The organism is Ensifer sp. ENS02 (genome assembly GCF_014851885.1).
In the GTDB taxonomy this organism is placed as follows: domain Bacteria; phylum Pseudomonadota; class Alphaproteobacteria; order Rhizobiales; family Rhizobiaceae; genus Ensifer; species Ensifer adhaerens.
Genome location: NZ_JACVAO010000033.1, coordinates 22,367 through 28,366 on the forward strand (window position 1 = coordinate 22,367; position 6,000 = coordinate 28,366).

The window sequence follows — 6,000 nt, forward strand, 5'->3', positions numbered from 1 at the left end:
GATCGACATTCAAGATTGCTAATCGCTGATTCAGGGGCTGCCGTGTTGAGCACGGAACCTCGTGATGGCGTTGAAATGATATGAGTTGAACAAGGTGCACACGGATGCGTTGGCCGGCAAACTGACATTTGTTTGTGAACGGACGTTTATGGGTTCTGCTTTGGGTGCGCCCTGGCGAGACCTGCCGGAGCGATATAGCAAATGGAAAACGGTCAATCGTCGGTTAAGCCGCAGGTGTCATGCGCAGGGTGACGAGTCGCCTGTTGCCTTCGCACCGCTCGACGCTAGTTACCTGTGATCAACGGAGGGCAAAAATGGACACAAGCGTTATGTCGAAGGCCAAAACAGGTGTCGAGGGGCTGGACGACATCCTTTCGGGCGGTTTGTCACGTCGCCACGTATTCCTTCTCGAGGGGGCGCCGGGCACGGGGAAGACCACGATCGCCATGCAGTTCGTTCAGCAGGGCGCCGCCCTCGGAGAGAAATGTCTCTATATCACGTTGTCCGAGACCGAGGATGAGCTACGCGACAGTGCCCTGTCGCACGGGATGGAAATCCATAGAAATATCGAAATATTCGAGCTCGTTCCGCCTGAGAGCCTGTTGAACGCCGAACAACAGCAGAGCTTGCTCTACTCGTCGGATCTGGAACTCGGCGAGACCACCAAAATGATATTTGAGGTTTTCGAAAGGGTTCAGCCGAACCGCGTTGTGCTCGACAGCCTGTCGGAAATCAGGCTGCTTGCCCAAAGCTCCCTTCGCTATCGCCGGCAAATTCTGGCTTTGAAGCACTTCTTTTCGTCTACAGGCGCCACGGTCTTGCTTCTCGACGACATGACCTCCGACAGTCTCGATAAGACGGTTCACAGCGTAGTGCACGGGGTTATTCACCTTGAACAACTGGCGCCGAGCTATGGTTCGGAAAGACGCCGCCTGAGGATTACCAAGTACCGCGGTCAGGCATTCCGCGGTGGTTATCACGACTTCATCATCAAGACTGGAGGTGTTTCCGTCTTTCCGCGATTGCGAGCGATCGAGCACCGCACGGAGTTCGAGCGCTCTACGTTAAAGAGCGGGATCGCTGAACTTGACGCGTTGCTGGGTGGCGGCATCGAGCGGGGATCGAGCACGCTGTTGATCGGTCCTGCGGGCATGGGTAAAAGTCTCTTTGCGCTTCAATTCGTCGAAGCGGCCGTCAAGCGTGGCGAAAAGGCCGCCCTCTTCATCTTCGATGAAGAACTGGGGCTGCTGTTCCGGCGCATGAAAGACCTTGGCTTTGACTTGGAAGACTACCAGCGGGACGGCTCGATTCACATCGAGCAGTTGGATGCAGCTGAGGTTTCACCTGGCGAGTTCGCCCAGCGTGTGCGCGAGCACGTTACCAGATTTGACGCAAAGACGGTCGTCATAGACAGCATCAACGGCTATCAGGCCTCCATGCCGGAGGAAAGCGCGCTCGTCCTCCACATCCACGAGCTGCTGCAGTATCTGAACCGCCAGGGCGCAAACACCTTCGTAACGGTGGCGCAGCATGGTCTGGTCGGTGACATGAAGTCGCCGGTAGACGTGACCTATCTCGCCGACACCGTCGTTCTGCTGCGCTACTTCGAGGCGGTCGGCAAGGTCAGGAGGGCGATCTCCGTCGTGAAAAAGCGGACCGGCAAACACGAGGACACGATAAGGGAGTTTACGATCGGCCAGGGCGGCCTTTCGCTTGGAGATCCCCTTTCGGATTTCCAGGGCGTGTTACGCGGCGTCCCGACCTTTGTCGGTGAAAACCAACCGCTGCTGAAGTCAAGTGAGGGCGAGGACGATTCCAAATAGAGACGCCATTGCTCTGATCCATGCCCCTTTGGGAAGGGACGCGCAGATCGCGGCCGCGCTTTTGTCGGAAGCCGGCATTCGGCCGAAAATCGGCAAGGACGTTGCCGCTTTCGTCTCGGCTCTGGATGAGGACATTGCTTTTGCTGTCGTGACGGAGGAGGCCTTGCGCTCGGCCGACCTTCGCCCACTTTCGGCGTGGATCAAATCGCAACCGAGCTGGTCCGACCTTCCCTTCATCATCTTGACCCATCGAGGAGGTGGGCCTGAGCGTAACCCTTCCGCTAGCCGCCTGTTGGAGGTGCTGGGGAACGTCAGCTTTGTAGAACGACCATTTCATGCCACGACGTTCATCAGCGTTGCGAGGTCGGCGCTGCGGGGCCGCCGACGCCAGTACGAAGCTCGACTCCGGATCGAGGCGCTGGACGAGGGGGAACGGCGGCTAAAGACGGCGCTTGAGGCAGGCCATCTGGGTGCGTGGGAACTTGACCTCACCACCTATGCTTTGATCACATCGATCACCTGTCGGGGGGTGTTTGGCAGAAGCGCTGGCGGGGCGTTTACCTATGGCGACCTCCTTGCCGCTACTCATCCTGACGATGTGGAGAGGATGAAAACGGCGATGCAGGCCACCATCGAGAGCGGGGCCGACTATGCAATCGAATATCGTACCGTCTGGCCCGACAGGTCCATTCATTGGGCGGAAATGCGCGCGCAGCTTTATCGCGACCGGAGTGGGAACGCGGTCAAGTTGGTTGGCGTCTCTTCTGATATAACCGCCAGGGTATCGTCCGAAGAGCAGCAAAAGCGATTGAACGAAATCCTTGAAGAGCGTGTCGCCGAGCGGACGGCTGAACTGCACAAGGCTCACGGAACCGTCATGGCGGAAGTGGCCCAGCGCGAGCGTGCCGAGGCGCAGCTTCGGCAGGCCCAGAAGATGGAAGCTATCGGTCAGCTGACAGGTGGAGTCGCTCACGATTTCAACAATCTTTTGATGGCGGTGCTAGGAAACCTGGAGCTCCTGCGCAAACACACTGGTGGTGACGCGAAAGCCGAGCGTTTGATCGATGGTGCGCTTCAGGGCGCAAAGCGCGGTGCGTCGCTAACACAGCGGCTTTTGGCATTCGCGCGCCGGCAGGACCTCAGTGTAGATCCAGTAGATCTGGGCGAGTTGGTGAGGGAGATGACGGATCTCCTTAATCGATCAGTCGGCACGGGCATTGTGATCGAAATTCGCATTCCCGATAGAATGGATCCGGTACTTGCTGACTCCAACCAGTTGGAGCTCGCCCTTCTCAACCTCGTGGTGAATGCCCGAGATGCTATGCCGAACGGCGGGACGATCTGCATATCGCTTCAGGTGGAGAATGTGGCGAAGCCGGAGGGCGAACTCGCGGCGGGTCGGTACGGCGTGCTCTCCGTTGCCGACGAGGGCCACGGCATGGATGACAACACGCTGCAAAAGGCGATAGAGCCGTTCTTCTCGACCAAGGAACTTGGCAAGGGGACGGGTTTGGGCTTGTCGATGATTCATGGCCTCGCCCTTCAGTTGCAAGGAGCGCTGCGGCTCACTAGCACGCCAGGGAAAGGCACCAGAGCCGAGCTCTGGATTCCGGTTTCGGACGAAAGCCCAGTTGGGTCAAAGGACACGGAGGTTTCGGAACCGGACCAAAGGGTAAAACCGCTACGCGTTCTTCTGGTGGACGATGATTTCCTGATCGCCATGAGTTCGGTCGACATGCTCGTCGATCTCGGCCACGAGGTCGTCGAGGCGCATTCTGGAAAGGAGGCACTCGCTCATCTTAAGGACGATGGCCGCTTCGACCTGCTCATCACGGATTATTCTATGCCGGAAATGACGGGGGGAGACCTCGCAAATGCCGCGCGGGACCTATTTCCGGATCTTCCGATTCTCATTGCATCGGGATATGCCGAGCTGCCACCCGGCATCGATTTCGACGTGGCGAGGCTCGCAAAGCCCTACAGTCAGCAACAACTCGCCGTGGAGATCGAGAGTGTCCTCAGGGGTCTAAGTTAGACCAACGCGATAGGTTATGAATGGCTTTGGCACGGTGCCGATCGTCACGTCCTCTTGTTAGACGCCACCCCAGCTTGGGTGGCGCGCCATTGCTTCTAGTTGATCAAGCTCAAGCGACTGCGGGCGGTTTGACAAGGAACGGATGCCGGCCGTGGCGGACACCCTCACGCGCCATCGCTTCTTCAAATAGCTCCGCCTCGTCACTGACGCCGCCACGAAACTCATCCATCAGAAAGCCCGCAAAGGGATCGGCAAGCGAAGCAGCGAAGCAGCCAAACAGCTACTGAGTGCTCTGTGTTTTGCTGCAGGACCTTACCCAGCGCCGAAGCAAGGGGCCGCTGGCGGCGGCGTTTAGAACTGCCTTATTGATCCGGTCGTACCTCATTGTCATCGCTGTTACCCCGCGCGCATCCATCGCGCTGACAAGGTTGAGCCTGCGCGGACCGGCCTTCCTGCTCCAGGCCACGCCGCGCGCGATCCTGAAGGCGACGCCCCTGACCGCCCGAGACTTGGAGCTCAGATTGCGAAGGTCCAACGTCCATTCGGGCGCAAAGCCGAGTCCGACCATCCGAGCACCGCGCGCGACGAATCGCCAATATCACACGCTCGCTGGTCAAGGTGGGCGGGCGAGGGGCACATTTGCACGCTGAATCGGAGCCGCCCGATCTTGCCAGCATCTGGCCCCCGTTGTGCACGGCATGCTCTTCAACGGCCATGCTGGTTACTCTCGGTGTTTCACCTTCACAGCGCAGCGGAGTGCGTGCCTGGGCCTCGCGCTACAAGGGTCAAACCAACGCTTGGGCGTCCGAGAACTTGGACGGGTGGTTGGGCAAGGACTGGCAGCGATTGAGGATCTACACAGGTTTCTGGCCGGCCGCGAACAAACAGGCATTGTCAAAGGCAGTACGATTGCCGGAAACTTGAAATCCGAAAGCAGAACACCGGAATTCCGCTCAATATGTCAAAGTTACTTTCAATTGAGCCTTCAGAGGCGCACAATGTGATCATCGCTGGACTTTAAGAAGGGCTCCGGCGGCTGGAAGATCAAAAAGCGCTTTCGCCCCAACTGGAGGAGATTGCGCCATGTTCGTTCCGCAACAATCCGGATACATACTTCCTGAAGATTTCACTGTAATTGCCACGGTCTATGAGAAGATCGTGAGTGCTCGCGCGATAAACCGCCAAAGCGACGAGGGAGAGTGGCTGGCCCGATACACCCTTGAATTGTTCATGAGCGGCACGCATGATGCGCAGGAACTCGAAACGCGTTTGGAGGAGTTCAGCCTCCCCACGAGCGGCGACGGGAACTCCCGCGTAGTAGATTTGTTGCCTGATTTGTCAGCATGGGCGCGGAGCCTGACTGCCTCGCCGAGTGAGGCGACTGCCCTGGCTGAACAAACGCTCGATTACGCGATCGAACATGTAGAAGAATTTATTGCGACCTCGGATGTCAGACGATGGTTGGTGCGTCTGATGGTGGAGCTCCGCCTGGGGCGTCGACCGCGGTAGAGATCGATTGAGCTGGTAAACGTATCGTTTCGCTCGCCGACCCTCTTAAATGACGGATGACGCAGGTTGCGGTCATGGGGCCATGCTTCGGCGACAACTATAGGTAGCAGAAATGGCGCGCCCCTTCGTTTCAGCACAACTGGCGGGCGGATCGCCGGCATGATGTCGAGAGGCTCGCGAAGCTGCACGGATTCCTTGTTCCATCCGGCACCGTACAAGTTCCGCGCCCTTCTTCGCCGCCAGCAGCAGTCGGTCAATTGTGCCAGTTACCTCCGATCACAAAGGTGTCGCGAGGCACGCATTTAATCTTCTGACGCTCCGGCCAGCGCCCCGATCGATAGGGCGGGTCCCCCTGGTTGGCTTGATCCCTTCGTGCCCGTGTTCGCACGCGACGCGGAAGAACTCGGCGCCGTAAGCGTGCATTTCCTCGCAGAAGCGGATCGCGCCAGTCCTGCCAGAGACGATCGGTTATGAGCAGTTGCTGTTGTTCGGCAAGTGGCATCATCGTACCCCTCCGGTGAGGGCCGCCTTGCTGAGTTAGGCTGAAGGCTGCAAGTCCTAGTGCAAACACTAGGGGTAGTCCTATGACGAAGCATCAGATTGAGGTCATTACGTCGGTCGAGCGGCGTCGGC

3 protein-coding genes and 1 pseudogene are annotated in these 6,000 nt (G+C 58.3%); all 4 read left to right on the plus strand.

Features of this window, described 5'->3' with window-relative positions; translation table 11 throughout:
* Positions 1-128 precede the first annotated feature (128 nt).
* A pseudogene (locus IB262_RS36315) lies at positions 129-232 on the plus strand (transposase); the annotation flags it as partial.
* Between the two features lie 82 nt (positions 233-314).
* The gene (locus tag IB262_RS34620) at positions 315-1,823 is read left to right on the plus strand and encodes an ATPase domain-containing protein (protein ID WP_060528833.1); all 1,509 of its coding nucleotides are present in this window, start codon (positions 315-317) and stop codon (positions 1,821-1,823) included.
* Complete coding sequence (locus IB262_RS34625; protein WP_348646956.1) at positions 1,798-3,858, plus strand: ATP-binding protein; 2,061 nt, start codon at positions 1,798-1,800, stop codon at positions 3,856-3,858. Before IB262_RS34620 ends, IB262_RS34625 begins: the two co-directional genes overlap by 26 nt.
* A 1,083-nt stretch (positions 3,859-4,941) precedes the next feature.
* A complete protein-coding gene (locus tag IB262_RS34630) occupies positions 4,942-5,367 on the plus strand; it encodes a hypothetical protein (RefSeq protein WP_162728800.1) in 426 nt (141 codons plus the stop codon).
* The last annotated feature ends 633 nt before the right edge of the window (positions 5,368-6,000 follow it).

Bases quoted from the DNA above. Each gene is read 5' to 3' on its own strand.
- IB262_RS34630 (WP_162728800.1), top strand. From the start codon at position 4,942: ATGTTCGTTCCGCAACAATCCGGATACATACTTCCTGAAGATTTCACT.
- IB262_RS34620 (WP_060528833.1), top strand. From the start codon at position 315: ATGGACACAAGCGTTATGTCGAAGGCCAAAACAGGTGTCGAGGGGCTG.